26 protein-coding genes are annotated in these 26326 nt (G+C 68.1%); 12 read left to right on the forward strand and 14 right to left on the reverse strand.

All coding sequences use genetic code 11. The annotated features are described in order from the left end of the window. Nucleotides 1-4 precede the first annotated feature (4 nt). Nucleotides 5-796: a site-2 protease family protein gene (locus H0264_RS37745; protein WP_181581972.1), complete on the forward strand. Its 792-nt coding sequence runs from the start codon at nt 5-7 to the stop codon at nt 794-796. 135 nt (nt 797-931) lie between these two features. On the opposite strand, the gene H0264_RS37750 is transcribed toward H0264_RS37745, so the two are convergent. Next, entirely contained in the window at nt 932-2083 is a 1152-nt protein-coding gene (locus tag H0264_RS37750; protein ID WP_181581973.1) for an FUSC family protein, read from the reverse strand. 1 nt (nt 2084) lies between these two features. After that, nucleotides 2085-2528 (reverse strand): DUF3151 domain-containing protein, encoded by a 444-nt coding sequence (locus H0264_RS37755; protein WP_181581974.1) that lies wholly within the window; start codon nt 2526-2528, stop codon nt 2085-2087. 1910 nt (nt 2529-4438) lie between these two features. Here H0264_RS37755 and H0264_RS39135 point away from each other — a divergent pair. The 3 genes from H0264_RS39135 (at nt 4439) to H0264_RS37770 (ending at nt 6474) form a co-directional block, all read left to right on the forward strand. Beyond that, nucleotides 4439-4768: a hypothetical protein gene (locus H0264_RS39135; RefSeq protein ID WP_181581975.1), complete on the forward strand. Its 330-nt coding sequence runs from the start codon at nt 4439-4441 to the stop codon at nt 4766-4768. Continuing rightward, the gene (locus tag H0264_RS37765; protein WP_476703703.1) at nt 4765-5178 is read left to right on the forward strand and encodes an Rv0361 family membrane protein; all 414 of its coding nucleotides are present in this window, start codon (nt 4765-4767) and stop codon (nt 5176-5178) included. The genes H0264_RS39135 and H0264_RS37765 overlap by 4 nt, the downstream gene beginning before the upstream one ends. A 243-nt stretch (nt 5179-5421) precedes the next feature. Next, a complete protein-coding gene (locus H0264_RS37770; RefSeq protein WP_181581977.1) occupies nt 5422-6474 on the forward strand; it encodes a fused (3R)-hydroxyacyl-ACP dehydratase subunits HadA/HadB in 1053 nt (350 codons plus the stop codon). Nucleotides 6475-6499: 25 nt separating this feature from the next. Here H0264_RS37770 and H0264_RS37775 read toward each other — a convergent pair whose 3' ends face one another. The 3 genes from H0264_RS37775 to fbaA all read right to left on the reverse strand — a co-directional run bounded on the left by H0264_RS37775 (nt 6500) and on the right by fbaA (nt 10327). Then, the gene (locus tag H0264_RS37775) at nt 6500-7957 is read right to left on the reverse strand and encodes a DUF4185 domain-containing protein (protein WP_181581978.1); all 1458 of its coding nucleotides are present in this window, start codon (nt 7955-7957) and stop codon (nt 6500-6502) included. A 126-nt stretch (nt 7958-8083) separates the two neighbouring features. Beyond that, nucleotides 8084-9202, reverse strand: a complete 1119-nt coding sequence (locus H0264_RS37780) for a BTAD domain-containing putative transcriptional regulator (RefSeq protein ID WP_181581979.1) — start codon at nt 9200-9202, stop codon at nt 8084-8086. An 87-nt stretch (nt 9203-9289) separates the two neighbouring features. Beyond that, complete coding sequence (gene fbaA / locus H0264_RS37785; RefSeq protein ID WP_181581980.1) at nt 9290-10327, reverse strand: class II fructose-bisphosphate aldolase; 1038 nt, start codon at nt 10325-10327, stop codon at nt 9290-9292. Nucleotides 10328-10576: 249 nt separating this feature from the next. On the opposite strand from fbaA, the gene H0264_RS37790 reads away from it, so the two are divergent. Then, nucleotides 10577-11224, forward strand: a complete 648-nt coding sequence (locus H0264_RS37790; protein WP_181586122.1) for a DedA family protein — start codon at nt 10577-10579, stop codon at nt 11222-11224. 7 nt (nt 11225-11231) lie between these two features. Next, nucleotides 11232-11933, forward strand: coding sequence for a DedA family protein (locus H0264_RS37795; protein ID WP_181581981.1), 702 nt, complete (start codon nt 11232-11234; stop codon nt 11931-11933). A 26-nt stretch (nt 11934-11959) separates the two neighbouring features. On the opposite strand, the gene H0264_RS37800 is transcribed toward H0264_RS37795, so the two are convergent. The 3 genes from H0264_RS37800 to H0264_RS37810 all read right to left on the reverse strand — a co-directional run bounded on the left by H0264_RS37800 (nt 11960) and on the right by H0264_RS37810 (nt 14250). Beyond that, a complete protein-coding gene (locus tag H0264_RS37800; protein WP_181581982.1) occupies nt 11960-13108 on the reverse strand; it encodes a glycoside hydrolase family 76 protein in 1149 nt (382 codons plus the stop codon). Between the two features lie 80 nt (nt 13109-13188). Next, complete coding sequence (locus H0264_RS37805; RefSeq protein WP_181581983.1) at nt 13189-13878, reverse strand: TrmH family RNA methyltransferase; 690 nt, start codon at nt 13876-13878, stop codon at nt 13189-13191. Nucleotides 13879-13905: 27 nt separating this feature from the next. Continuing rightward, the gene (locus tag H0264_RS37810) at nt 13906-14250 is read right to left on the reverse strand and encodes a DUF4190 domain-containing protein (RefSeq protein ID WP_181581984.1); all 345 of its coding nucleotides are present in this window, start codon (nt 14248-14250) and stop codon (nt 13906-13908) included. Between the two features lie 134 nt (nt 14251-14384). On the opposite strand from H0264_RS37810, the gene H0264_RS37815 reads away from it, so the two are divergent. The 6 genes from H0264_RS37815 to H0264_RS37840 all read left to right on the forward strand — a co-directional run bounded on the left by H0264_RS37815 (nt 14385) and on the right by H0264_RS37840 (nt 20379). Next, the gene (locus H0264_RS37815; RefSeq protein WP_181581985.1) at nt 14385-15887 is read left to right on the forward strand and encodes a sensor histidine kinase; all 1503 of its coding nucleotides are present in this window, start codon (nt 14385-14387) and stop codon (nt 15885-15887) included. A 32-nt stretch (nt 15888-15919) separates the two neighbouring features. Next, a complete protein-coding gene (locus tag H0264_RS37820; protein ID WP_181586123.1) occupies nt 15920-16561 on the forward strand; it encodes a response regulator transcription factor in 642 nt (213 codons plus the stop codon). A 40-nt stretch (nt 16562-16601) separates the two neighbouring features. Next, nucleotides 16602-17204 (forward strand): Uma2 family endonuclease, encoded by a 603-nt coding sequence (locus H0264_RS37825; RefSeq protein ID WP_181581986.1) that lies wholly within the window; start codon nt 16602-16604, stop codon nt 17202-17204. A 66-nt stretch (nt 17205-17270) separates the two neighbouring features. Further along, the gene (locus H0264_RS37830; RefSeq protein WP_181581987.1) at nt 17271-17717 is read left to right on the forward strand and encodes a hypothetical protein; all 447 of its coding nucleotides are present in this window, start codon (nt 17271-17273) and stop codon (nt 17715-17717) included. A gap of 225 nt (nt 17718-17942) precedes the next feature. Next, on the forward strand, nt 17943-19283 hold the full coding sequence (locus H0264_RS37835; RefSeq protein WP_181581988.1) for a purine-cytosine permease family protein: 1341 nt from the start codon (nt 17943-17945) through the stop codon (nt 19281-19283). Between the two features lie 4 nt (nt 19284-19287). Continuing rightward, on the forward strand, nt 19288-20379 hold the full coding sequence (locus tag H0264_RS37840; RefSeq protein ID WP_220139920.1) for a phosphotransferase enzyme family protein: 1092 nt from the start codon (nt 19288-19290) through the stop codon (nt 20377-20379). Between the two features lie 16 nt (nt 20380-20395). On the opposite strand, the gene H0264_RS37845 is transcribed toward H0264_RS37840, so the two are convergent. The 6 genes from H0264_RS37845 to H0264_RS37870 all read right to left on the reverse strand — a co-directional run bounded on the left by H0264_RS37845 (nt 20396) and on the right by H0264_RS37870 (nt 26190). Continuing rightward, on the reverse strand, nt 20396-21091 hold the full coding sequence (locus tag H0264_RS37845) for a lysoplasmalogenase (protein WP_181581989.1): 696 nt from the start codon (nt 21089-21091) through the stop codon (nt 20396-20398). 20 nt (nt 21092-21111) lie between these two features. Continuing rightward, nucleotides 21112-22170, reverse strand: coding sequence for a beta-ketoacyl-ACP synthase 3 (locus H0264_RS37850; RefSeq protein WP_181581990.1), 1059 nt, complete (start codon nt 22168-22170; stop codon nt 21112-21114). A 147-nt stretch (nt 22171-22317) separates the two neighbouring features. Continuing rightward, nucleotides 22318-22866, reverse strand: coding sequence for an orotate phosphoribosyltransferase (gene pyrE / locus H0264_RS37855; RefSeq protein ID WP_181581991.1), 549 nt, complete (start codon nt 22864-22866; stop codon nt 22318-22320). A gap of 9 nt (nt 22867-22875) precedes the next feature. Continuing rightward, entirely contained in the window at nt 22876-23688 is an 813-nt protein-coding gene (locus tag H0264_RS37860; RefSeq protein WP_181581992.1) for an SDR family NAD(P)-dependent oxidoreductase, read from the reverse strand. Between the two features lie 211 nt (nt 23689-23899). Next, nucleotides 23900-25003, reverse strand: a complete 1104-nt coding sequence (locus tag H0264_RS37865) for a type III secretion system chaperone family protein (protein ID WP_231083655.1) — start codon at nt 25001-25003, stop codon at nt 23900-23902. A 164-nt stretch (nt 25004-25167) separates the two neighbouring features. Continuing rightward, nucleotides 25168-26190: a DUF5666 domain-containing protein gene (locus tag H0264_RS37870; protein WP_181581993.1), complete on the reverse strand. Its 1023-nt coding sequence runs from the start codon at nt 26188-26190 to the stop codon at nt 25168-25170. Between the last annotated feature and the right edge of the window lie 136 nt (nt 26191-26326).

The raw sequence follows: 26326 nt of genomic DNA on the forward strand, positions 1-26326 counted from the left end.
ATCCATGACCTTCCCGCAGGTGGGGCGCGCGCACGGCGCGGTGCGACCGAGTCCGGTGTTCCTCCTCGTCGTGCTGATCGCGGTCGCGGGCGGCGCACTCGCCTGGGATTCCGCCGAATGGGAGTCGTGGCAGGCCAAACTCGGCGTCTTCATCATGGTCGTGGCGGGCTGGATCGTGTCGGTCTGCCTGCACGAGTTCGCGCACGCGTACGTGGCGTGGCGTGCCGGCGACCGCGATGTGGAGGTGCGCGGGTACCTCACCCTGAACCCCCTCAAGTACTCGCATCCCCTCCTATCGATCGGGCTACCGGTGGTGTTCATCGCGCTCGGCGGATTCGCTCTCCCCGGTGGCGCGGTATACGTGCACTCGCACAACTTCAGCCCCCGCACCCAGCGAATCCTGAGTGGCGCCGGCCCGGCCGTGAACGCAGTGCTCGCGATCCTGCTGCTGGTCCTCATCCGGGTGTTCGGCGAATCGGCGGAGTACTCGAACATGCCGTTCTGGTTCGGGCTGAGTTTCCTTGCGTTCCTGCAGATCACCGCGACCGTGCTGAACCTGATCCCGGTGCCCGGAACAGACGGGTACGGGATTCTGGAGCCGTCGCTGAGCTATCAGACGCGACGGTCGATGGATCAGATCAAGCCGTACGGCGTGCTGCTGCTGGTGGCGGTGCTGTTCTTCGTTCCGCAGGTGAATCAGGCATTCTTCAACGGCATCTACGCGCTGTTCACGCTGTCCGGGGTGCCGGAGTGGTGGTCGGTGAACGGGAGCATCCTGACGCGGTTCTGGAGCTGAGCGTCCATCGGGGAAGAGTAAGGCCGGGTTTACCCCTCGCGAACCCGGCCATGCATCGAAATTAGAGCGGCGCAAAGGAATACACCCGAGTAGCGCACTACTCGAAAGATCGATGAATCCGCGCGGGGGATGCCCTCAATCGATGGGGGTGACGTAGGGGTGCGGGACGGTCGGCGGTAGCAGGGCCATTGCCGAGAGGCGGCGGACACCGCACACCTGCATCAGATCGACCACGATGGAACGCAGCTGCGCGAAGACCACGTGCGCGGAGATGCCGGAGCCGTCGACCAGATCCTTGGTGGCGCCCTTGCCGACCTTGCGCAGCACGCGTGACGCTTCCGCTGGATCGGGCTGTTCGTCCGGGTCGGCGAGCATCATGCGGCGCACCACATCGACTGCCTGACCGAGCTTCTCGACTTCTTGGATCAGGCGCGGATCGAGCACCTCGTCGTCGCGGACGGAGCTGAGGGCGCGGCGCAGCAGGACTCGCGTATTGCGGATCGCATTGTCGAGGGGGTCGGCGGCGGCCTGCAGCCGGGCCAGGCGTTTGCGCGAGTTCCAGTACATCGGGGAGATCAGGATGATCTCGGAACCGCCCGCCAGGGAGTTGCGGAGCGAGTCGATGGCGGGCTGCGTGCCGCGCACCGATTCGAGCGCCGTCTTGATCTTGTCGGCGTCGTGTTCGAGCAGGCCGTCCGCGCATTCGGTGAGTGACTTGCCCATGACGGCGAGAATGTCGGCCGCCTGCTGCCGCGCCCGGCGCACCGGATGCAGCGGAAGCGCCGCCACCACAACGATTCCCACCAGACCGCCGACCAGCGCGTCCACCATGCGCAGGCTCGCGCCGCCGGAATGCGGGGGCAGCAGGGTCGCCACCAGGACCGCGGAACTGGCCGCCTGCATGGTGATCACCGGGCCGCCGTCCAGGAAGACGGCGGTGCTCATGGCCACCAGCACCAGCACCATGATCTGCCAGGCACCGGTGCCCACCTGCGAGACGAACAGGTCGCCGATGCCGATGCCGACCGCCACTCCGACGATCAGCTCGACCGCGCGGCGCAGGCGGGCGCCGAAGGAGACGCCGATGGAGATCATGGCGGCCATCGGCGCGAAGAACGGTTGCGCGTGCCCGATCACATGATGGGCGAGGAACCAGGCCAGGCCCGCGCCGATCGCGCACTGCACGATCGGCAGCAGTGAGGAGCGCACCCGTTTACCCGCCTTGCGCAGGCGGGAACCGACGCTCTCCTTGGCAGCGTCGAAGGTGTCGGCTAGGCCGCTGGTCAAATCAGTCGAGGCCGAGTTCGGCGGCGGCGCGCGGGTCGCAGTCCTCGAGCAGGTCCAGGCAGCGGGCGAACTCGTCGGTCTCGCCGATGGCCTTGGCGGCCTTGGCCAGGGCGCCGACGCTGCGCAGGAATCCCTGGTTGCCCTCGTGGCTCCACGGGACCGGGCCGAAACCCTTCCAGCCGTTGCGGCGCAACAGGTCCAGGCCGCGGTGGTAGCCGGTGCGGGCGAACGCGTACGCGGAAATGATGTCGTGATTGACGGGTTCCTCGGCGGCCGCGCCGCGCTCCAGGGCGGCTTCCGCGAGGTGGGCCCAGGCGATGGAGGCGGTCGGGTGCGCGGCGGCCACCAGGACCGGATCCTGCTTGTTGAGCAACGCCTCCTCGGCGTCGAGGTTTTCCGGAAGCAGTACCGGCTGCGGCCCGAGCAGATCACCGAAGGAGGTCATGCCGATCATTGTGCACCGAGTCTCGAATTGCTAAGTAGGCTGACTGGTCGAATCACAGTTCCGCCGAAGCGAGGGGTAGCGCGTGTCCGACTCGAACGACGACCAGCAGCCACAGAGCCCTGCCCACCCGGCTGCTCCGGGCACCCCGGACGCCGCGAGCACCACGCCTGCCGACCCGAGCGCCACCGCCGCCACCGAGGTCATCCGTCCCGGTGCGAAACCCGCAGCCGCCCAACCCAACCCACAGGGCCGCCCCGGCTTCGCCACCATCAGCTACGAGCCGCCCCAGGGCGGTAAGCGCGGCCCCGGATCCGCCCCGCAGGACGCCTCCGCCTTCGAAGCGACAGTCCGCTACGGCACGGACCAACCCGGCAGCGCGGGCCGATCCGGCGGAACAGGTCAGTCCAGCGGTGCAGCCCAGCCCGGCCCGGCCCAGTCGACTCCGGATGCCGAGGCCACCACCAAGTTCCAGTCGGTCCCCTCGGTCTCGCGCCCCGGCACCCCGCAGGACGCCACCACTCCGATCGCTCCCGGCTCCCGTCCGGGCACCCCGGCGGACCCGGTCCGCCCGGCAGGCGCGGCAGGCGCATCCGGCGCCGCCCCCACCGATATCACCGCCCCCGGCTCCACCAACCGCGACGACACCGGCGCTTTCACCGCCGGCAAGGGCGGCACCGCACCCCAAAACCAGCCCGCCCCAGCAGGATCCGGACCGGCCCCAGCGCCGGGCGGTCAACCCGCCGCGCAACCGCAAGGCCGGTCCGGGGATACGACGGTGGGCCAGGACCGTTCCGGCGGTGCACAGCCCAGTGGCGGTCGTACCGATGCGGATGGCCCGCAGAGCAATTCGCCGTCGGAGACGAATCGAGCAGGCGGCGAACAACCCGGTGGGAATCCGGTGAGCGGTGGGCGATCCGGTTCGTCCGCGACGGACGCCGCAGGTGACGCCTCGGGAGCCGAGCAGGGCGACGGCCCTCGCGCGGACGGCCCGGTGGATGCGGAAACTGTTGCCATACAGCAGGTTCCGGGTTCCGGCGATGCCACGACCGTGATGCCGGCCGTTTCGCCTACACAAGCCACCGAGAAGATCCGGACTTCGCCGCAGCAGGGGGCGCGGCCGATGAGCAAGCCGCCGGTGACGCCTCGGATCAATGCCGGGCCGCGGAATGTCGCGCCCGGCGGGCCCGGTCAGGGGCCGGGTGCGCCGGGTCAAGGTCCGGGCGGACCGGGTCAGGCACCGGGTCGGCCGGGACCGGGGGCGGCTGGTCCGGGCGCACCGGCGCAGGGCCCGGGTGGCCCCGGGCGGCCGGGTCAGGGGCCGGGCGCGGCAGGCGGGCCCGGCGGGCCGGGGCGACCCGGTGGGCCGGGGGTTCCGCCGGGACGACCGGGTGCACCGCAGCAAGGACCGGGTGCGCCTGGCGATGCGAATGTGGAGGACACGCACCCGTCTCCGGAGGGGCGGCCGTCCGCGCCGCCGCGGTTGGGGTCTGCGCAGTCGCCTGCCGACGTGCAGCCCACCGTGCCCGAGAAGACGACGCGCGGGCCTCGGGCCGTGCCGGGCGCGGGGCGTCCGGGTGCGGGCGGCCCGCAGGGACCCGGCGGACCGGGAGCGCCACAGGGTGGACGCCCGGTCGGCGCACCACCGCAGGGACCGGGGCTCACCGGGCCCGGTGGCGCGGGAAAGGCTGGGCCGCAAGGTGGTCCGATGGGGGCCGGGCCGGTGCAGCAGGGACCGGGCGCACCGCACAGCGGTGGACCTCAGGGCGCGGGACAAGGCGAGCCGCAGGGCGGTGGGCCGGCACTCGGTAAGAGCGGCTCGCAGGCCGGGGCCGCTGCTGGGCCGGCGCTCGGCAAGGCTGGAGCGCCTGCCGGTGGAGCTGCGGCGGGACCGAATCGGACCGGCGGAGCGAGTGGCCCTGCCGGTGGGCCGGGCCAGAATGCCGGTGCGGGTGGGCCTCTCGCTGGGCTGGCCGGAGCCGGGCAGGCGGGCTCTGCCGCAGGACAAGGCGGTGCTCCCGCAGGTCAAGGCGGCGCTGCTGGCGGTCAAGGTGGTGCTGCTGGCGTTCAAGGTGGTGCTGTTGCGGGACAGGGTGGTGCTGCCGCGGGAGCGGGTGGTGTTGGGCAGGGGCGGACTCTTGCTCAGCCGCAACGGGTTCCGGCTGCGGGTGAGGCGAATGCGGGAACCGCGGGGGCCGAGGCGAAGGCCGGTGGGGGCGCCAATAAGAAGTTGCTGCTGGTGATTGCTGCCGCGGTGGTGGCGGTGCTGGTGGTGGGTGGCGTGATTTTCGCGGTGGCGAAGGGGAGCACGGACAATTCACCGCAGGGGCAGGTGAAGCGGGCTATTGCCACGTATACGGATGCACTGGCCGCAGGGGATTTGGAGGCGTTGCGCGGGATTACCTGTGGGACGCAGCACGACTTCTATCAGAATATTTCGGCGGAGCAGTTCGCCGGGGTTTATCAGACGTCGAAGGAGCAGAAGAGTATTCCGGTGGTGAAGAGCGTGGATGCCGTTCAGATCACCGGGGATACGGCGTTGGCGCAGGCGACCGTGTATACCGAAGCCGATCCGGGGAAGCAGTCGGCGCGGACGTTCGATCTGCGCAATACCGATGGCGGTTGGAAGGTGTGCGACCCGGCTACCGGGTAGCCGGGTAAACGTTCGAATCCCCCCGGGCGATGAACTGTCCGGGGGGATTGGTGTGTTCGTGGTTACCCCGCGATGAACGTCACATAAATCTGGTCAATGGTCCGACACGCCGGTAGCATGGCGCGGATTGTCTGGGCCAGCCACGACGGCTTGTCGATGCCATGGCGGCTCTTCGCCGCTTTGCCGTGTCGGCACGGAACTGGCGCGAGCCCACCAGGTTTCGATTGCAGGGAGCTGAACACCATGCCGGAAACGGCAGAGGCCACGACGGCCACCGCCACCGAACTGGTCGGCAGACACTTCCGTGTCCGTGATCACTACGACGTGGGCCGCGAGAAGATCCGCGAATTCGCGCGCGCCGTGCGCAACAACCATCCGGCCCATCACATCGAGGCCGACGCCATGAAGCTCGGCTACGAGGGCCTCATCGCCTCGCCGACCTTCGCGTCGGTGATCGGCGCGGCCACCACCCGCTCGCTCATCGGCACGGTCCTCACCGAGTACGACGTGTCGCAGACCCTGCACACCGATCAGGTCTTCGAGTTCCTGCGCCCGATCGTGGCCGGGGACCGCCTGGCGGTGGATGTGGTGGTCGAGCAGATTCGCTCGTTCGGCGACAACGACTTCATCACCGTGAAGGTGACGTTGAACGACGTGCTGGGCCTGCCGGTGCTGGTGTCCACCACCACGATCGTGGCCCGCAAGGGTGTCGAGATCGATCCGTCGGCCGTGGAGACGGTGGCGGGCGTGGTCATGCACGGCCACATCTCCGATGCCGGCGAGTCCGCGGTGGCCGACCCCACCGGGCTCGTGCTGCTGTCGCCGGACGAGGTCACCGAGTTCCTGGCGCCGGCTCCGGCCCGCCCGGTGCACACCGTGCCCACCGCGGCCGGTGTCGCCGCGGGTGACGAGCTGCCCGCGGTCACCATGCCGGTCACGCGCGGCGATCTGGTGAACTACGCGGGCGTCTCCGGCGACCCGAACCCCATTCACTTCAGCGATGCGGCGGCCAAGCTGGTCGGCCTGCCGACGGTGGTCGCGCACGGCATGCTCACCATGGGCCTGACCGCCAGCTACCTCACCTCCTGGCTGGGCGACCCGTCCGCGCTGAGCAAGTTCAGCGTGCGTTTCTCCGGCTACGTGCCGGTGGAGCCGACCGCGCCGACCATGGTGGAGTTCACCGGCAAGGTGAAGTCCGCGGATGCCGAGCGGGGCACGGCCACCATCGTGCTGGGCGCCACCTCCGAGGGCAAGAAGCTGTTCGGCCGCGCGGTGGCCGAGGTCCGGCTGTCCTGATCCGGCGAAAACCGAAGGCGACGGCTCACTCCACGCGCGCGCCCATCAGGTAGACGTTGTAGTCGCTCCAGGTGGACATGGTGAAGTACAGGTCGTTGCCTTCGGACCACGGATGGATGAAACCGCCGTAGAGCTCCGGGAATTGGAGAGCGCTGACCGTCGGAGTGCCCGGCGACCAGACTCCCTGCGGCGAATCCGATTCGCGCACAACGATGGCCGCCTGCGAGGTGTCGAGATAGCTCATCTGCCAGCGCTTCCGGGCCGCGTCGTAGCGCACGGAGAGCTCACCGGCCGGACCCTCGACCACCGGGGTGGCGGCGTGATGCCCACCGACGGCGGTCCATTCACCGTCGCTCCAGTACTGGTAGGCGGTGGGATTGAGCACCTGCTCCTTAGGCACCCGTGCGAGCCCGACCGCCGCCAGCCGCGTGCTCGGCGTGCCGAACATGTACACGTAGTCGCCCTCCGGCACCATGGCGCTCACCTGGAAACTGGTGATCCCGAAGATGTTGTCCCACTTGGCATGCGGGTCCTTGATCCAGTTCTCGCCGCCGTCGTCGGAATAGGCGATGCCGCCGTAGTTGGTGAAGAAGGTGCCGGGCACGCTGTTCCAGGTCCGGATGGACATGTAGCTCATGTACTGCCGGTCGCCGAGCGCGAAACCGGAGGTCGGGATCGTGGTGATCTCGACATTGTCCAGCTTCTTGCTGCCGAGCAATTCGGCTGCGTGGCAACGACTGTCGGTCACCATGCGATCGAAGGTGACGCCGTCGGCGAGATTGCGGTCGCTGCTGAAGGCGAGCAGGTTGGAGCGCCAGTCGTCGCCGAACCCGCCCGGCGGATGGAAGTTCGCGCCGACCGTGTCGCCGAAGGCGATGGCAACCTCCCCGGGCTTGCTCTCCCAGAAGATGCCGAGGTCGGTGCCCTGCACCTGCCAGCGCTTGTCGGTGCGGTTGATCGAGTGCGCCCCGGTCAGTTTCGCGATCTCACGCACCTGCGACACCACGGGCGCGGGCCGGGCCGGGGATTGCGGCGCGGGCTCGGTGATCGGGTTCGCGGGTTCGGGTCCGGGCGGCACCGGTTCCGGATTCGGGTTGGGGAACGCGAAATTGAACGGTTGCGGTCGCAGGATCAACCGTGGAATCCCCAGCTGTTCGAAGACGCTGGGCGGGGTGGGCGGCCCGTCGGTGAGGTCCGGGCACGGGTTGACGCACGGGTCAGCGGGCAGTTCCATCCGCACGCGGTTCGTGCTCACCTTGGCCGGTCCGGGATCGACGGTGACGGCCGGATAGTTGACCGGCACCTCGAGGGTTTTCGGAACCAGTGATTCGTGGACGGGTTTCGGGTCGGTGAGGCAGGGTCCGGCGCCGGAAACCCCTTTGGCCGGACCGGGATCCGCGACTGCGACCGATCCGTCCGAACCTACGAGCACACCTGCTCCGAAGACCGCCACTCCTGCAGCTGCCAGCAGCCGCTTGGCCATGCATCAACCCTCTCGACAATCGGGCTCATCGGACACATCCGGCGCAGACCCTACCCCGGGCGGACGGCAAACCCGCGGCACTCGCCGGTTTTCCACCGAATCGATAACTCGCGCCGGGCGGGTCGGTCAGCGTAGGGCCTGGAAGATCAACAGGGTGGAGCCGATCCGGATGGCGTCGCCGTCGGCGAGCACCGCGCCGCTCTCGATGGGCTCCTCGTTGATGAACACGCCGTTGGCCGAATGCAGGTCCTTGATGAGCAGCCCGGCCCGGCTGGGCGTGATGTGCGCGTGGTATCGGCTGGCCTTGGGGTCGTCGAGCACCAGGTCGTTGTCGGTCATGCGGCCGATCTTCATGCCGCCCACGCCGATCGGCACGGTGCGCCCGTCCGGCATCCGCAGCTGCCCGGCGCGCACGGCGCGCGGCATCTCGGTGACGGTCTCGGTCATGGCCTTGGCAATGCGCTCGACCTCGGCGATCTGCGCGGTCTGCAACGGCTCCTGCCGCAGCACCCGCTGTTCGAGGGCGATCAGGGCCGGACCCGGATCGATGCCGAGCTGATCGGCGAGCACGGTGCGCACCCGCCGGCAGGCGTCGAGCGCGTCGGCCTGCCGCCCGGATAGATACAGCGCGGTAATGAGCTGCACCCACAGCGGTTCCCGCAGCGGATGCGCATTGGTCATCGACACCAGTTCGCCGACCACCGAAGACGCCCGCCCGCAAGCGATTTCGGCGTCGATGCGCGCAGCGGCGACGAGCAGCCGCTCCTCGTCCATGGCGGTGGCGAAGGTTTCGGCGAACGAGAGCCCGGACAGATCGTCCAGCGCGCGCCCGCTCCATTCGGCGAGCGCTTCGCCGTACAGCCGCGCCGCACCCTCGTGATTACCGATCGCGGCGGCTTCCTGCCCCGATCGGCGAATGGTCTCGAACCGTCCGAGATCGCAACGCGCGTCGTCGATTTCGAGCCGATACCCGGACGATTCCGTGCGTAGCAGCGCCACCGGATCGACTCCGGCCGTGCGCAGGGTGCGGCGGATGTTCGACACGAACACCTGCAGGCTCGCCTGATACGAGTCCGGTGGATCGTCGTTCCAGACGATGTCGGCGAGCGCCTGCGAAGACACAGCCCGCCGCCGATTGACGGTCAGCGCTGCCAGCAGGGCACGCGGCTTCGGGCCACCGACCGGCACAGACCGGCCGGCGACCAGCAATTGCACGGGGCCGAGGACCCGTACATCGACACTCATGGCCACCTCGAGGACGCTTGGCGGCGCGCACCACCGCAACTCTCCACACGGGATCCCAGGAAGTTCACAGGTTCCCGGTGTACGAGCTTACTTGGCGCTGATCGAACGGCCCGCCGACTTCAGGTCGTTGCAGGCTTCGAGGACGCGCGCGGCCATGGAGGTCTCGGCCTTCTTCAGGTAGGAGCGCGGGTCGTAGACCTTCTTGTTGCCGACCTCGCCGTCGATCTTGAGCACGCCGTCGTAGTTGCCGAACATGTGGCCGGCGACCGGGCGGGTGAAGGCGTACTGGGTGTCGGTGTCGACGTTCATCTTGACGACGCCGAAGTTCAGCGAGTCCTCGATCTCGGACTTGAGCGAGCCGGAACCGCCGTGGAAGACGAAGTCGAACGGCTGCGCACCCGCGGCCAGACCCAGCTTGGCGGCCGCGACACGCTGGCCCTCGGCGAGCACCTCGGGCTTGAGGACGACATTGCCCGGCTTGTAGACGCCGTGCACGTTGCCGAAGGTGGCGGCGAGCAGGTACTTGCCGTTCTCGCCCGCGCCGAGCGCGTCGATGGTCTTCTCGAAGTCCTCCGGCGAGGTGTACAGCTTGTCGTTGATCTCGGCCTCGACGCCGTCCTCTTCACCGCCGACGACGCCGATCTCGACCTCGAGGATGATGTTGGCGGCGTGCGCCTGCTTCAGCAGTTCCTTCGCGATCTCGAGGTTCTCGTCGATCGGGATGGCGGAGCCGTCCCACATGTGCGACTGGAACAGCGGGTTCTGACCGTTCTTCACGCGCTCGGCCGAGATGGCCAGCAGCGGGCGCACGAAGGTGTCGAGCTTGTCCTTGGGGCAGTGGTCGGTGTGCAGCGCGATGGTCACGTCGTAGCGCGCGGCAACGACATTCGCGAATTCGGCGAGCGCGACCGCGCCGGTGACCATGTCCTTCACACCCAGACCGGAACCGAATTCCGCACCGCCGGTGGAGAACTGAATGATGCCGTCGCTACCCGCGTCCGCGAAGCCCTTGATGGCCGCGTTGATCGTCTCCGAGGACGTGCAGTTGATCGCGGGAAACGCGAAGTGGTTCTCCTTGGCCCGAGCAATCATCTCGGCGTAGATCTCCGGAGTCGCGATGGGCACAATGACCTCCACGTTGTGTGAACTGCGTACAACAAAATTCTGTCAGGCCACACGATAGGCCAAACCCGTTTCCGGTCGAAGCAATGCCCTCCAATCCCTGACAAGTCGGTGAGGTGTTCACCAACAACTCTGTGAGGTTCCAATGACGTTGGGTGTGATGCGGGCAGGACCGGTACTGTGGTGGCCGTGACCTTGCTGGCCGCTACCGACACCGTGACGACCCTGGCGACTCCGCAGTTCTTGGACCCCATGTATCTCCTGACGGAGTCGTGGCTGAAGAACGCGGTGCTGCCAGCCATTCTGGTCATCGTCTTCATCGAGACCGGTTTGCTGTTCCCACTGCTGCCCGGCGATTCGCTGCTGTTCACCGGTGGTCTGCTGTCGGCTCAGCACAATCCGCCGGTATCGGTGTGGATCCTGGTGCCGGCGGTCGTGCTGACGGCCTTCGCCGGCGATCAGTGCGCGTACTGGATCGGCCGCAAGGGTTTCGGGCCCGCGCTGTATCACCGTGAGGACGGGCGTTTCTTCAAGAAGAAGTACGTCACCGAATCGCACGCCTTCTTCGAGAAGTGGGGTCCGGGCGCGATCATCCTGGCCCGTTTCGTGCCCATCGCGCGCACCTTCGTGCCGGTGCTGGCCGGTGTGTCGGCGATGAGCTACCGCAAGTACGTGTCCTTCGACATCGTGGGCGCCATCCTGTGGGGTGGCGGCGTCACCGTGCTGGGCTACTTCCTCGGCAATGTGGCCTTCATTCGCGACAATGTCGAGGCCATCTTCCTGCTGATCGTGTTCGTGTCGATCCTGCCGGGCATCATCGCCGTCGCGAAGAACCTGCTGCACCGCGGGACCAAGCCGGAGGCGGAGCTGGCCGCCACGTCGAACGAGCCGAATCGCTGAGTCCCCGGTGTCCAGCGCCCCGCTAACTCTCGCCTTCAGCAGCTTCGGGCCGCTCGAGACGGCCGGTCCGGTGCTCGTCTGGACGGTCGTGCTCACCTTCGTGTTCCTGGAGTGCGCGTTCATCATCGGGCTGTTCCTGCCCGGTGACTCGATGCTGATCACCGCCGGTGTGGTGCTGGCCTCGCAGGTCAATGGCGAGGGTCACGTGTGGGCGCTGTCGCTGGGCACCATGATCGCGGCCATTGCCGGTAATCAGGTCGGCTATGTCGTCGGTGAGCGCACCGGACATCACCTGGTGGCGCGCAAGAACGGCAAATACATCAATACCGCGAATCTGGCGCGGGTGACCGAACTGCTGCAACGGCACGGGTTCCTGGCCGTGCTGGTGGCGCGGTGGATTCCGTGGGTGCGGACGCTGTGCCCGCTGGTCGCGGGTGCGGCGGGGATGGATCACCGCAAGTACACGATCGCGTCGACCATCGGGGCGATCATCTGGGCGCCGGTGCTGCTGCTGATCGGGTATTACGCGGGCAGTTTCATCGAGGACATGTCGTGGCTGATGCCGGCGGTGATCGGCACGCTGGTCGTGGGCCTGGTGCTGGGCACGATCATCGGGATTCGGCAGTACCGGCTGGAAATGTCGCGTCCCGCCGAGGATTTCGACGTGGAAACCGCAGAGGCGCCGAGCCCGGCGAACCGGCAGGGGTAGTGCTCAGAGCCCGGCGGCAGTGATTTCTAGAGCCCGGCGGCCGTGACGGTGTGCGCGGCCTCCATGAGTTTCCAGCCCGAAAGCTGAACGGACAGGTCGCGTTCCGGGGTCCGGGAGGCGGTGACCGAACCGCCCGCGGTGAGATGGCCCGCGCCGGAGATGCCGGGTAATCGGGCGGGTTGCCGCCAATCCGGGCCGAACAGCGGCTCACCCTCGACCTCTAGTCGATGCTCCCAGGCCGCGGTCGCGGAATTGCGGACGATGGCGGCGGCCTTGCGCCGCGCCTGCTCGTGCACATCCTCGTCGCCCGGCAGCATGATCGCGGTGAGGGCCAGATAGCGGATGAGAATCCCGTTGAACAGTCCGCCGTCGCCCCCGCCACCGCCGACGACCACGCCGCCCACCACCATGTGCTCCTCGATGGCGTCGAGCAGCCGCAGTGCGCGTTCGATATGCCGGGGCTCACCGGTGTGCACGGCGAGTTCGGTTTCCAGTCCGAGCACCACGCCCTGGCAGTAGCTGTACACCGGCTTCTCGATTTCCCCGCCCGGCAGATGGATTCCGTCGAAGATCAGGCCGGTTTCCTTGTCGCGCAGGGTGTTGTCGAGCCAGTCGGCGATCTCCTGCGCCCGCGCGTATCGGCCCAGGCGCGCCATGGCGATGCCGACCGGGCCATTGGCGGGGGCATTGTAGAAATCCGAGCCCTTCCGCCACGGCATGCCGCCACCGGCCTCCGGCGCCCACCCGTTGTACAACTCCTTGTCCAGCGCCAGCAGCCCGCCGCGCACCTCCTCGATCCCCTGCGTGCGCTCCGCCCGCTCCAATGAGATTGCGAGCCAGGCCATATCGTCGTAGTAGCGGTTCGTCCATCCGGTGATGTTCCGCATCCGGATCCCCCGCGCCAGCGCCCCGATCCGCCGCCGCCGCACCGGCGTGGGCGCCCGATTCGCCGCATCCACCGCACAATCCACCAGATGCGCCTGCCACCAGTAATGCCAGGACGCGAACCCGCGCTCCCGCTTGGTGGCCGGCCAGCCCACCACCCCCAGCGCCGTCCCGGGCAGCGCCCACAGCGCCCGCACATGCCGGGACACGATCCCCGACTCCGCCAGATCGGCCCGCTCCGCCCACAGGGCAGCCGTCGGCTCGATATTGCGCCCGGTCCGCGAAGTCATAGCCCTTATCGTGCCAGTCCGAATACTCCCCTACGGGCTGATTTGTTACCTCTTCGAGTTCTGCGAGGAAATCGAGGGTCTCACCAGGCTGCGGAGAGGTCGGCGTGCTGGCGGATCCAGGCGTGCATGGCGATGCCCGCGGCGACGCCCGCGTTGATGCTTCGGGTGGAACCGAATTGGGCGATGGAGACCGTGAGGAGAGCGGCGTCCTTGGCGGCTGCGGTGACGCCGGGGCCCTCCTGGCCGAACAGCAGCAGGCAGTTGCGGGGGAGGTCGGCGGTTTCCAGGGGGACCGAGCCGGGGACATTGTCGACGGCGACGACGGTGAGGTCGTGGGCTGCCGCGTAGGCGAGCAGGTCGGTGATGTCGGGGTGGTGCTCGATGTGCTGGTAGCGGTCGGTGACCATGGCGCCGCGGCGATTCCAGCGCTTGCGGCCGACAATGTGGACGGCCGCGGCGGCGAAGGCATTGGCGGTGCGGACCACGGTGCCGATGTTCGCGTCGTGACCGAAGTTCTCGATGGCCACGTGGAAGGGGTGCCGGCGGCTGTCGATATCGGCGACGATCGCCTCGCGGGTCCAGTAGCGGTAGGCGTCGACCACATTGCGGCGGTCGCCGTGCTCGAGCAATTGCGGATCGAGCCGGGGATCGTCGGGTGGTTCGGTGCCGAATTCGTCCCGCCAGGGTCCGACACCGTGCGGATGCTCACCCCATTCGGTGGGTCCGGGGGCGAGCTCGTCGTCGGCGGGGGCGGAATTCACTCGGGTCATCGTAGTGGCGATGTGGAACGCACCCGATCAGTAGCTGCTGCTGCTCTCGAAGCCGCCGAGAATCCCGATCCCCAGAATGACGACGAGGAACAGCACACCCGCGGCGAGCAGGCAGGAGGAGATGATGCCGCAGATCAATCCGGCCTGCACCATGCCCTCCCCGCCGATCGCGCCGTGCGATTCCGCGATCTCCCGCCGCGCCCTGGTGCCCATGGTCCAGGCGACCGGCCCCAGCACGATCGGGAGAACGCAGATGAAACTGCCGACAATGCTGATGATGCCCAGCACCATGATGGTGACGGCCTGTGGATGGTCCGGCGGCCGCACCGGGTAGACCGGATAGCCGGGATAGCCTTGGGGTGGGTAGCTCACGGCAGCATCGTATTTCGCCTGGCAGACGGTGGCGAGCGAGATTGCCCGCAGGCAGCGAGGTAGTGCCTGCCACACCCCGGATTCGCGGGTCTGCTCGATCGCGATCCGGCCATGCCCCCGACAACGATGGAGTTATGAGCGACAAGGCAGGCGATCCCACCCGGATCCTCGGAGACCAGAGCGCATCGACAGGCGAACCGACCCTGATTCTCGAAGCTGAAGGCTCCGGCGACGACCCGACCCTCACTCTCCGAGCCGAGGGCGGCACCGGCGGTGACCCGACCCTGGCCATCGACCGGCCAGGGTCGACATCCCGCCGGGCCGGGGAGAGTGCGCTGCGCACGATTCTGCTGGCTCCGGTGCGGGCACGCGCCTGGAAGGATCTCGGCTATGTGATCGCGGCCTTCGTGCTGGGCTGTGCGGCCGTCTGCTATCTGTTCTTCGCGGTCGGCGGCGGGCTGTACATCTCGATCTTCCTCATCGGTATTCCCATCCTGGCCTTCGTCATTCTGGGCGGCCGGGTGTGGGGACACATCTATCGCTGGCTGGCCCGGGTCCTGCTGGACGCGAATCTGCCCGAGCCACCGCCCTTCTCGCCGCGTCGCGGCTTCTGGGGCTGGCTGCGGAGTGCGTTCACCGATCTGACCTCCTGGCGGGCGCTGGCCTATCTGGTCATCCAGGGCATCCTGGGCGTGGCGGCCGGTTATATCGTGCTGACGGTCGTGGCCATGGTGGTGTTCATCGCCATCTCCCCCATCCCGTGGGCGCTCTTCCATCCGATCAATGTGGATGACCAAGGGGTGGAGCATCATTCGCTGTTCCAGTTCGGCAGCTGGTACATCGAGACGTGGCCGAGCGTGCTGGCGTTCGCGGCGGCGGGCATCGTGCTGTGCTTCGCGCTGCCGTGGCTGCTGCGCGCTCTGTGCCTGCTGCATCTGCTGCTGTCGTCGCTGCTGCTGACTCCCACCGATCGGGATCGCCGCGTGACGGAGTTGCAGGAGAGCCGCCGCGCCGCGGTGGAGGATTCGGCGGCCACGCTGCGCCGACTGGAGCGGGATCTGCACGACGGCACGCAGGCGCGGCTGGTCAGCATTGCCATGGCGCTGGGCCGTGCCGAGGAGCGCATCGCCGCCGGCGCGGATGCGAGTGACCTGATCGCCCAGGCCCGTTCGGGTTCCAAGGAAGCGTTGACCGAATTGCGGGAACTGGTGCGCGGCATCCACCCGCCGGCCCTGGATCTGGGACTCGAGGCCGCCCTGGAGACCCTCGCCGCCCGCTGCGCGCTCCCGGTGGAGCTGCGGGTCATGCTGCCGCACCGTCCGAGCCAGGCCATCGAGGCCATCGCGTATTTCTCGGTGGCGGAACTGCTGACCAATGCGGTGAAGCATTCGGGTGCGGATCGGGTGTGGGTGGCGGTGCTGCCGTCGGGTGCGGATTCGCTCGCGGTGAGCGTGCGCGACAACGGGCACGGCGGTGCGCTGCAACCCATCCAGCCGAATGGGGAAACCGTTGTGGCGGGCGGTCTTTCGGGCTTGTCGGCGCGAGCGCGCGCGGTGGACGGCTCGCTCCTCGTGGACAGCCCGTTCGGCGGCCCGACCGTGGTCACCCTGGTGTTGCCGATCGCCGGACCGAAGTGAGGTTTCCCGTGCCCGAATCGAATTCGACCGTCCTGCGGGTGGTGATCGCCGAGGACAATGCCATTCTGCGGGACGGTCTGACCGCCCTGCTGACCGAGCGCGGCCACGAGGTGGTGGCCACCGTCAGCGACGCGACCGGTCTGTCCGCAGTGGTGGCCGAGTACCGCCCCGATGTCGCCGTGGTGGATGTGCGCATGCCGCCCACCTTCACCGACGAGGGCCTGATCGCCGCGCTGGAACTGCGCCGCAGTCATCCGGGCACGGGCGTGCTGGTGTTCTCACAGTGGATCGAAACCCGCTATGCCACAGAGCTTCTCGCCTCCGGCGCGGGCGGCGTCGGCTATCTGCTGAAGGACCGCGTGGCCGATATCGGCGATTTCGTGGATGCCCTGCACCGGGTCGCCACCGGTGGCACGGCCCTGGACCCGGAGGTGGTGAGCCAGCTGATGGGTGCGGCGCGGCAACAGGATTCACTCACCCGGCTGACCCCGCGCGAACGCGAGGTGCTGGAGTTGATGGCCCAGGGCCTGTCCAATTCGGCTCTGGCGGAAGCCCTCAGCGTGACCGAGCGCGCGGTGGAGAAGCACATCGGCAATATCTTCACCAAACTCGATCTTCCCCCGTCGGATCTGCATCATCGGCGGGTGCTGGCGGTTCTTCGCTTGAAGGGGTGAAACATCGCTGCGCGGTTGCCGACCGTGGAAGACTGGTCGTATGCGTCGGTTGAGACCCGCGGAAGCACTGAAATCGGTTGCGTCCTGGCCGGATCACCTGTTGACGCTGTCGGAATGGTCGCAGTTGCCGGAAGACAGCCGGTACTGCCGAGAACTGGTCGACGGCGTGCTGGTGGTTGCGCCGCAGCCGCCGCGGCATCAGCTGGCGGTGTGGCGGCTGGCCGCGCAGCTGGAGCCGGTGCTGCCCGCGCCGCTGGCCGCCCTGGCGCGCATCGAGCTGATCGTGGACGAGGGCACGCCGCCGACCGTGCGGGTGCCGGATGTGCTGGTGGTGGGTGGTGCGGCGGGGGCCGCGCACGCGGCGCGAGTGCGGCCGGCGGATGTGGTGGCGGCGATCGAGCTGGTGTCGCCGGGGTCGCGGCGCACGGATCGGGTGATGAAGTTCGCCGAGTACGCGGAGATCGGGATCGAGCACTACTGGCTGCTGGATCCGGGGGATGCGGTGCGGCTCAATACCTATCGGTTGGACGGGACGCGATACGAACCGACCGGTGAGTACACCGGGCAGCCGTCCCTCGATCTGAACGGCACCACCGTCACACTCGATCTCGAAGCGCTCACGGCCTTGCGCTCCACGGTCTGAACCAGTCACCCGCCACCACATTCCGGCCTATCCTGGAATTCCGGAAAAGCCGTGGTGGAGGGTGTCATGAACCACGCGCGCACAGCTCGCACGGTGCTCGGAGTGCTCGCCGCGTACCTCATCGCACTCTGCCTCTGGCTCATCTGCCTGGTCCCGCACACCCCGCCCGGCACGCTGCCGCTGCAATTGCTCGTGCTGGTCGGCCTGTTCGGCAGCTTCCTCGGCATCGGCCTGCTGCTCGCCCAGGGCACCACGCTCTCCGACCGCCGCCTGCTCCGCCACGGACACGAAGGCTGGGCGAATATCGAAGCCGTGCATCCGCTGCGGCGCACCGATCACTGCACCGAACTCACCGAAATAGACCTCGAACTGGTGGTGCCCGGGTCGGAGACCTTCCACGGCAGCATCGTCTTCGAGGTGGAACCACTGCAACGCCCGAAATTCGCTGTGGGCAAGACACTCTCGATCCGCGTCGACCCGCACAACCGCGACAGGATCATCCTCTGCCTGTGAGCCGCACCCTCACAGCTCGAGAACCCTTCGTCATCCCGGCGCGCTTTTGGCCGGGATCCACACAGGTGGTTGATGAGCTGCGCGGTGGATCCCGGCCAAAAACATGCCGGGATGGCGGGGCTGGAATATGCCGGGATGACGGGGCTGGAATATGCCGGGATGACCGGGAGCACGCTCGGATGATGGGGCCGGGTTTTGCCCGCTTTGCCCGTAGCATCACCCGTTATGACCACCGCTGACGTGACGCCGGACGATCGCAAGGAGGCGCCGCTGCTGCTCGACACCGAGCCGCCGCGCACCCTGAGTTTCAGCGATCAGGCCGCGTTCTGGCTGAATCTTGGCGTCAGCCTGATCGGATTCAGCGGGGCCGCGGTCGTGCTGATGCCGTCCGGCGAACCACCGGGTTTGCCGATCGCGGGAGCGTTGCTGGCCACCCTGCTGGGCACCGTCGCCGGTATCGCCATGGTGGCGGGCACCGGGGCGGTGGGCACGAAGACCGGGGCGCCGGCCATGGCGGTGCTGCGCGGATTGTTCGGCACCCGGCTGTCCTATCTGCCGACCGTCGCCAATATCGTGCAGTGCGTCGGCTGGGGCGTGTACGAGTTGACCGTTATCGCCCTGGGTGTTTCGGCCCTCACCCACGACCGGGTGCCGCATGCCGTGGTGATCATCGCGGCGGGCGTGCTGACCACCGTCATGTCCATCTGGCCGCTGCGGGTGCTGCACATTCTGCGCAAGTACGTGTCGGTGGCGGTGGGAATCGCGCTGGTGTACTTCACGATTCAGCTGCTGCGCAATCCCGTGCCGGAACCGGTGAACACCGATTGGAGCCAGTTCTTCCCCGCGGTCGACTCCACCCTCGCGGTGTCGGTGTCCTTCGTGCCGCTGGCCGCCGACTACACCCGGCACTCCCGATCGGCGCGCACGGCGGCCGGGGCCACCGTGGCCGGCTACTCGGTGGCCCAATTCTGGTGCTACCTGCTCGGCATCATCGCGATCCTGCAGGCGGGCGGAGACGCGAGCCGCATCTTCGACACCTTCCTCGGCGTGGCGGCGGGCTGGGTGTTCTTCGCGGTGCTGGTGCTGCGCGAGACGGATCAGTCCTTCGCCAATGTGTATTCGACGGCCATGTCGATGCAGAATCTGCTGCCGCGCGTGGATCGACGGCTGCTGGCAGGCGCGGTGGGTGTGCTCGTCACCGGATTGGCTCTGCCCGTCCGGGATTTCAGCGGCTATGCCAATTTCCTGGTGCTGATCGGTTCGGTGTTCGTGCCGTTGGCCGCGGTGCTCATCGTCGACTACTTCTTCGGCGAGGGCCGCCGCCGCTGGGACCTCACCCAGAACTCCCCGGCCCGCCCGCTCATGCTGCTGCCGTGGGCCTTCGGCTTCGTGACGTATCAGCTGTTCAATCCGGGATACATCGACTGGTGGCGGAACTTCTGGCTGAACGTGCGCGACGCCATCGGACTGGAGCCGGGGTGGTGGTCGTCGGCGTCGCTGTTCGCCTTCCTGGTGGCAGCGGCCCTGACCGCCGTGCTGGTCGTGATCGAGCGCCGGAAGGGCTGAAACCATGGCGGACGAGCGGGTTTTCGGCATGGGTTCGGATCCGCTGGTCGAACCGGACTGGCCGCCACTGACACCGCAGGAGATCGCGGACCTCCTCGGAGTTGAGGCGAGCATCGAATGGCGCAGTCCCCGACCGCTTTCCGCCACCGCGCGCGTACGGCGCACAGACGGCAAGGATGTGATCGTCAAACGCCTCCCGAGCACGCTGCGCGACGCCGCCGCCCTCGAGGAGGAGCACGGCTTCATGAATCATCTGCGCGGCAGGGGGATTCCCGTCCCGGAGGTGCTGCTCACCCGCGAGCACGGCGACTTCACCTACGAGGTACAGGAACTCGGCACCGGGGAGGATCTGTACCGGGGGGCTTTCTCCTGGTCCCCGTATCATTCACGCGCACAGGCGGAATCCGCGGGGCGCATGCTGGCGCAACTGCATCTGGCAGCCGCCGGTTACGACGCCCCGGCTCGCCCGCCGCACCCGCTGCTCGCGAGCTTCACGATTTTCTCCGGCATGGAACCCCTGGCGGCTGTGGAGCGGTTCGCCGCGGTCCGCCCCGAACTCGCGCTGTTCCTCACCGAACGCGAGTGGCGCGCCGACATCGAACGCGTCCACCTGCCGTTCCACGCGGGACTGTACGGCTTCCTCGACGGCATCCCGCCGCTGTGGACCCACAATGACTGGCACGGCACCAACCTGCTGTGGGAGCACGAAACCCCCTCCGCTGTCATAGATTTCGGACTCTGCGACCGCACGACCGCGATCCACGACGTGGCCATGGCGATCGAACGCAGTGCCGTCGACTGGATCTCCCTGCGCGGCGGCGGCCCGGCGAACGTCCGCGTCGACCAGGTCGACGCCCTGCTGCGCGGTTACGAATCCGTGCGCCCGCTGCAGGATCTGGAATCCCTGGCGCTGCCCGAACTACTGCCCCTGGTCCACGCCGAATACGAGCTCTCCGAAATCGACTATTTCCTGAGCGTCGTCCCCGGCGGCAATCAGGAGAACGCCGAAATCGCCTACCGGGACTACTTTCTCGGCCACACCGAATGGTGGGCGGCCGAGGGCGCGGCGCTGATCACCCACCTGCGCCAGCGCTGACCCCCTCGGCGGGAGGTCAGCGGTGGGCGCGCGGATCCGCCAGCAGATACTGCGCGGCGGCGTAGGTGCCGAGGATGACGCCCTCCGTCACCCGGCGTGAGCGCGGACTGTGCGCGAAGATGCGCCGCAGCACGATCAAACCGTCCGACAGTGTGAACAGCAGCGCGCCGACGCCGAGGCGGCTCTTGGCGTCGGCGTTCGGAATATTCAGCCCACCAACGTTTTTCGCCGAGGGAGCCAGACCCGGGTCGGAAGCCAGCGTTGCCGCCGTGCCCAGGGTCGCCCCGTAGGCGGTGAGCGGCAGGGCCACAGTCGGGGCCTTGAAGCGCATCAGCGTGGCCGCGCCGAGCCAGGCGGCCACCCGCTGGCCCGCGATGGCGGGCCGGGGCCGCGCTCCGCGCCGCCACCACAGCCACGAATACCCGCTCTGCATGACGGCGAAAGACGTTGCGCCCGCGACCAATCGGCGATCGTTGTCCGGTTCGATGAGCAGCACGTCACCGACGGTGGCGGCGGCCAGCGAGCCGAGCAGCACGGTGCGGTCGGCGGGCGCGAGATCCGCGCCGTTCACCGTCACGTCCGCAGCGAGCAGCGGCATCATCAAAGGCTTTGCGACCCACTGCAGTTTGTCGTGTCCGGTCACAGCGCCGAACACCGTCAAGGCCGCCGCTCCGACGTAGGCCGCACGGAATGGCCTGGGCCGCTTCACCATCGAATATCCGTTCCGAAAGCTCAGAAGCTGGGTTCCGCCGGGGCCGGCGGCAGCACCGCGACCTGGCCGGCGTAGGACAGGCCCGCGCCGAAGCCGAGCAGCAGCGCCAGCTGTCCGCCCTTGGCCTTGCCGGTGGCCAGCATCTCCTCCATGGCCAGCGGAATCGAGGCGGCCGACGTATTGCCGGTGTTCTCGATGTCGTTGGCCATGGGCAGGTCGTCGGCGAGCCCGAGGTTCTTCTTCATGAGCTCGTTGATGCGCGCATTGGCCTGATGCGGGATGAACACCTCGATGTCCTCCTTGGCCACACCCGACACCTCGATGGCGCTGGACAGCGCACGCGGCAGCGTGACCGCCGCCCAGCGGAAGACCTTGGGGCCCTCCATGTGCAGCGACATGCGCCCGACGGCTTCGACGGCCGGGTCGGTGCCCTGCAGGCGCTGCGCCTTGTTCATGAATTCCAGGAAGTCGACGTCCTGGGCGATGGCTTCGGCGTTCTCGCCGTCGGAGCCCCACACGGTCGGCGAGATGCCGTTCTCCTCGCTCGGCCCGACCACGACCGCGCCCGCCCCGTCACCGAAGATCATGGCGGTGCCGCGGTCGGTCGGGTCGAGGCCGACGGTCATGGTTTCCGCGCCGATGACCAGGATGTATTCGGCCGAGCCGGAGCGGATCATGTCGGCGGCGACACCCAGGCCGTAGCCGAAACCGCCGCAGCCGGAGGTGAGGTCGAAGGCCGGGATGCCGTTGATGCCGAGATCCGAGGCGATGGTGGGAGCGCCGTGCGGGGTGAGTTTCAGCCAGCTGGAGGTGCAGAGGATGAGCGCGCCGATCTTGGACCGGTCGATGCCGGTGTTCTTCAGCGCGCGGTCACCCGCGGCCACCGCCATGGTGCGCAGCGTCTCGTCGCCGGAGATCCAGCGCCGGTTGTTGATGCCGGTGCGGTCGAAGATCCACTCGGGGGTGGAGTCGAGGACCTCGCACACCTCGGCGTTGCTCACGATGCGTTGCGGCCGGTAGGCACCGATGCCGAGCATCGCAACATTCTGAATACCCTTGTTGATTGCAATGCTCACCACTGGTGACTCACACGACCCTTCACAACACCTTTGTCGGACGTAAGACCAGCACACAGGCTAACCCAGAGCAAGGGTTCAGCCCAGGGCCATATGTACTTCACCCGCAAGTAGCCTGCCAGAGCTCGTACCGTGGCAGTTTCTGCGGGCTCAGCCCAGCGACAGATCCTTGAGCCCGAGGATGGACCGGTACTCCAGGCCCTCGGCCGCGATGACGCCGTCCGCGCCGGTCTCGCGGTCGACCACGGTCGCCACGCCCACCACGATCGCGCCCGCGTCACGCAGTGCGCGCACGGCGGTGACCGGCGAGTTTCCGGTGGTGGTGGTGTCTTCCACGACGAGCACCCGCTTGCCCACGATGTCCGGGCCCTCGATCTGACGCTGCATGCCGTGCGACTTGGCGGCCTTGCGGACCACGAAGGCGTCGATGGGCCGGCCGGGTGCGTGCATGACGGCCGCGGCCACCGGGTCGGCGCCCATGGTGAGCCCGCCCACCGCGTCGAAGTCCCAGTCGGCGACCAGTTCACGTAGCAGCTTGCCGATCAGCGGCGCGGCCTCGTGGTGCAGGGTGGCCCGGCGCAGGTCCACGTAGTAGTCGGCTTCCTTGCCCGAGGACAGGGTGACGCGGCCGTGTACGACGGCGAGCGCGCGCACCAGTTCGGCCAGTCTGTCCCGGTCTGTCGTGGATACCTGGGTCATTTCTGTCTTCTACGTCCTTCCGCGTGCATTGAACAGGCCCCTGTTGAGGCGGGCCGCGACGGACCTGGGGAGGAGTCCGGCGACCGCAGCGATCGCTTTGTACTGCAGGCCGGGCACGCTGATCACCCGGTCCCTATCCAGATCTCTGAGCGATCCGGCCACCACCTCGTCCACGGTGAGCCACAGTGGCTTCGGCAGTGATTCCGTCTCGATTCCGGCTCGCTCATGGAATTCGGTGCGGACCAATCCGGGGCAGAGAGCCTGCACCCGGACACCGGTCCCGGCCAGCCCGCCCGCCAGCCCTTCGGAAAAGGATACGACGTACGCCTTGGAGGCCGAGTAGGTCGATCCTCGCCCGGAGACGAGCCCGGCCATGCTGGCCACATTCACGATGGTGCCCTTGGCGGCATGCACCATGGGTGGCAGCGCGGCCCGGGTGAGCTGCACGACAGAGGTTACGTTCACGTCGAGCTGGGCTTGCAGCTCTCCGGGCTCGAGCTTCCAGAATTCACCCGAAGTTCCGAATCCGGCGTTGTTGACCAGGAATTCGACACCCTGCGCGGCGCGGGCCGCCACCTCGTCGCGATCGTCGGGCTCGGCCAGATCGGCCCGCAGGATTTCCGCGCGCGCCCCGAACCGGACCTCCACATCGTGGGCGAGAGCCTCCAGACGCTCCTTGTTCCGCGCCACCAGCACCAGGTCGTAGCCGAGCGAAGCCAGCCGGGTCGCGTACGCCAGGCCGATCCCCGAGGTGGGTCCGGTGACCAACGCCACGGGGCGGTGCGCACCGGGCAGACGTGAAACTGGAGAACTCTCGGTCATAGATCGACACCTAACCCTCGCCGAACATGAACACGGCCCACGCCGTTGTCGGCCTACTCTACGTGCCCGCCAAACCCGCGACGTGGCAACGGCTCCCGAAGACTCGAGAGCAGCGACCGCCTGCCACCGCGCCACGCAGGGCGTAGACATTCGTCATCCCGGCGCGCTTTTGGCCGGGATGACGGTGGTTCAGTTGGCCGCAGTGTCCGGCTCAGCGGGGTGTCGGTCCCTGGTAAGGGCGGAAGCCGGGGTGGAAGGGCCCGCCGGGCGGGGCGCTGCGGCCTTGGTCCTTGCGCCAGCCCTCTTCGGGTTCGCGGTCGGGGTCGTCGTCGCGCGGGTCGTCCTCGTCGCGCCAGTCGTCTTCCCGGTCGCGTGGGGCGCGGTCCGGGTCGTCGTCCTCGTCGGCCCAGTCGTCGTCTTCGGGGGCGGGTGGCCAGTTGCGGCGCGGGCGGTTGCGCGGGTCGGGGACGACTTTCAGTGCGGGACGCCAGTTTTCGGTCTCGCCCTCGCCTTCGCCGTCCCCGGCGATGTCGTTGACGAGGGGGCTGTAGTCCTCGTCCTCGTCGTCGCGGGGGCGCGAAGCCGGTTGGCGGCCTTCGGTTTCGGAGTAGTCGCCGGGTTCGTCGTAGCCGTCGTAGTCGTCGTCCTCGGGCACCGGGCGGGAGCTGCCGGGTTCGGGCAGTTCGTCGCGGGCGCGTTCGGAGCTGATGACCGGCGGCAGCACGTGCAGCAGGCCGGACAGCCGCAGCACCGCGTCGATGGCCATCTCCCAGTCCTTGGAGACGGAACCGACATGCAGCATGCCGAGCGTCCAGTTGCCTTCACTCCAGAGCTGCTGCACCTCGTCCGGCAGCGACTCGATGAACGCCACCATGCGCTGATCGACGGCATGCCGGGCGATATCCGGATTGGTGGCGAACACGACCCGGTCACCGATCGCGCCGAGCAGCTCCAGATCGTGATCCTTGGGCGGCGCGGCGGTTTTCAGCCGCAGGTCGATGTCGATGTCGGAGCCGATCTGCCGGCGCACCGCGACCAGGGTGGCGGCGTCCTCCAGGTCGAACAGCACGAACTTCTCGCCCTTGCGGTTGCCCGACACCACGTCGACCGCCGAGAGGTAGCCGAGCTTGGCCAGCGCCCCGCGCCGCCAGGTGGAGGCGAGCGCCGGTTCCACCGACACATACGTGTAGCCCTGGGATTTCGCCCAGACCTGGCGTACGTGCCCAGTCCGCTGCCGTTGCAGCCGATCGAAATACAGCAGCACGATCGCACCAACCAGCGCGATCGCCGCCAACCCGAACCATATTGCCGTCATCGCCGCCTACCCTATCCAAGCTGTGTCTAATTTGCCCTCCGCTACGCTCCGGGCCGTTCGTGGCCCCTGAAGTCTCGGTTCTTCCCTCCTCCGCTCCTCCGCTTCGCTCCCCCGCTCCGTCAGTCCAGAACCGAGACGGGCCACGAACTTTGGGCGGATGTGGCTCATCGGGTTCCGCCTGGCAGGGAGGTGCTGATGATGATCTTCGCCTGAATGGATCCGTCGGCTGCCTTGTCGCCCTGGACCATAACCATCTCACCCACGGGCAGGTCCGCCACCTTCGTACTGCCCAGCGAGATCACCTGGGTGGAGTCGTCGGTCTTCACCGTGACCGAGGTGCCCGACAGCGAGGTGAGGGTGAGCGTCTTGCCGTCATTGGCGGCGACGGTGCCCAGAGTCGCACCGAGCGAATCGATTTCACCGAGGCCGGGGATCTCCGGGATCCCGCTGGGTAGTGGCTGCGAGGAATTGCCGGGCAGGTTCGGCATCACGAAGGTGGTGCGGGCGGTGGTGGTCGAGGACGCGGTGTCCGACGAATCCTTGTCCGCCAGTAGCGCTCCGATGAGCACACCCGCGACGGCGACCAGCACGATCACCGCGAGGCCGAGCACCACCCATTTCGTGGTGTTCTTCCGCGGCGGCTGCGGACCGGGCTGCCCGGCGGGTGGGTATCCGCCGGGACCACCGGGCCCGCCCGGATACCCGGGCTGCCCTGAATACCCGGATGCCCCATAGGCTCCCGCGGGCCCGGCACCGTAGGCCCCGGCTCCCGGATCGTTCGGATAGCTCGCGGTGGGCGGATAGCCGGGTCCGCTCTCAAAGGTCGCGGTCGGCTGATAGCCCGGCGGGGTCCCGTAGGCGGCGGTCGGCTGATACCCGCCCTGCTGCTCACCCGGTGGCGGCGTGTAGCCGCCACCGTTCTCGTATCCACCCCAGTGCGTGTCGGGTGGCGGCATGACCCGGGTGGCGTCGGGTCCGGGTGGCTGCCCGAAGTATTCGGTCGGCGAGTGGTCGCCCGGCGGGTTCAGCGCGGCCTCGCCGTAGTTGATCGACTGGGTCTGCCCGTAGGCTTCGCCCGCATCCGAGGTGTATCCGGTCTGCCCTTCGGCAGGCCCTGCCTTCTCGGTCGGCCCGTCCGCCGGTTCGGGTTCGGGCCGCCGCGACCAAGGATCGCTCGGATTAGTCATGGCCTCCAGATTAGGCCGCTCGCTCCGCTCGAGCCGCGAACTCGACCGAGCGGTGTGATTGTTTGCTGCCCGCGAGCACGCCGGAAACGCCCGAATATTGCGGACGGCCCCCGAAGACCAGTGTCTTCGGGGGCCG

Origin of the sequence: Nocardia huaxiensis (genome assembly GCF_013744875.1) — a bacterium.
Taxonomy (GTDB): domain Bacteria; phylum Actinomycetota; class Actinomycetes; order Mycobacteriales; family Mycobacteriaceae; genus Nocardia; species Nocardia huaxiensis.